The sequence below is a fragment of the Tessaracoccus caeni genome (assembly GCF_029211185.1).
Lineage (GTDB): Bacteria > Actinomycetota > Actinomycetes > Propionibacteriales > Propionibacteriaceae > Arachnia > Arachnia caeni.
Genome location: NZ_JARGDO010000071.1, coordinates 1 through 319, shown reverse-complemented (window position 1 = coordinate 319; position 319 = coordinate 1). Strand labels below are relative to the sequence as shown.

Below are 319 nucleotides of genomic sequence, written 5' to 3'. Positions count from 1 at the left end.
AGTTCACGGATCTCAGGTGGTGGCACGAAGGACGCACGCACGAGTCCGTGGGCTCCGATCTGAGCGAGCCAGGTAGCGTCGTTAACATCGGTTTTACGGCCGGGAACGGTTTTCACGTGGCGGGCGTTGACCAGCATCACTTCACAGTTCGGGAGGTCTTCCAGCAGGTAGTAGTAGGGCCGCCAGTAGTCGCTGGTGGCTTCCATCACGACGCAGGTGACCTGTTGCGCGGCGAGATGATCGCGTAGTTGGAGGATTTCCTGGGTCATCGATCCCCAGGTCGTGACGGTCTCGCTGATCCGCTCGCTTTTGCGACGCG

1 protein-coding gene is annotated in these 319 nt (G+C 60.5%); it reads right to left on the bottom strand.

Translation table 11 applies throughout. From position 1 onward, the window contains the following. On the bottom strand, window positions 1-319 hold a 319-nt coding region (locus P0D62_RS19275; RefSeq protein WP_275704094.1), incomplete at both ends, for an IS110 family transposase.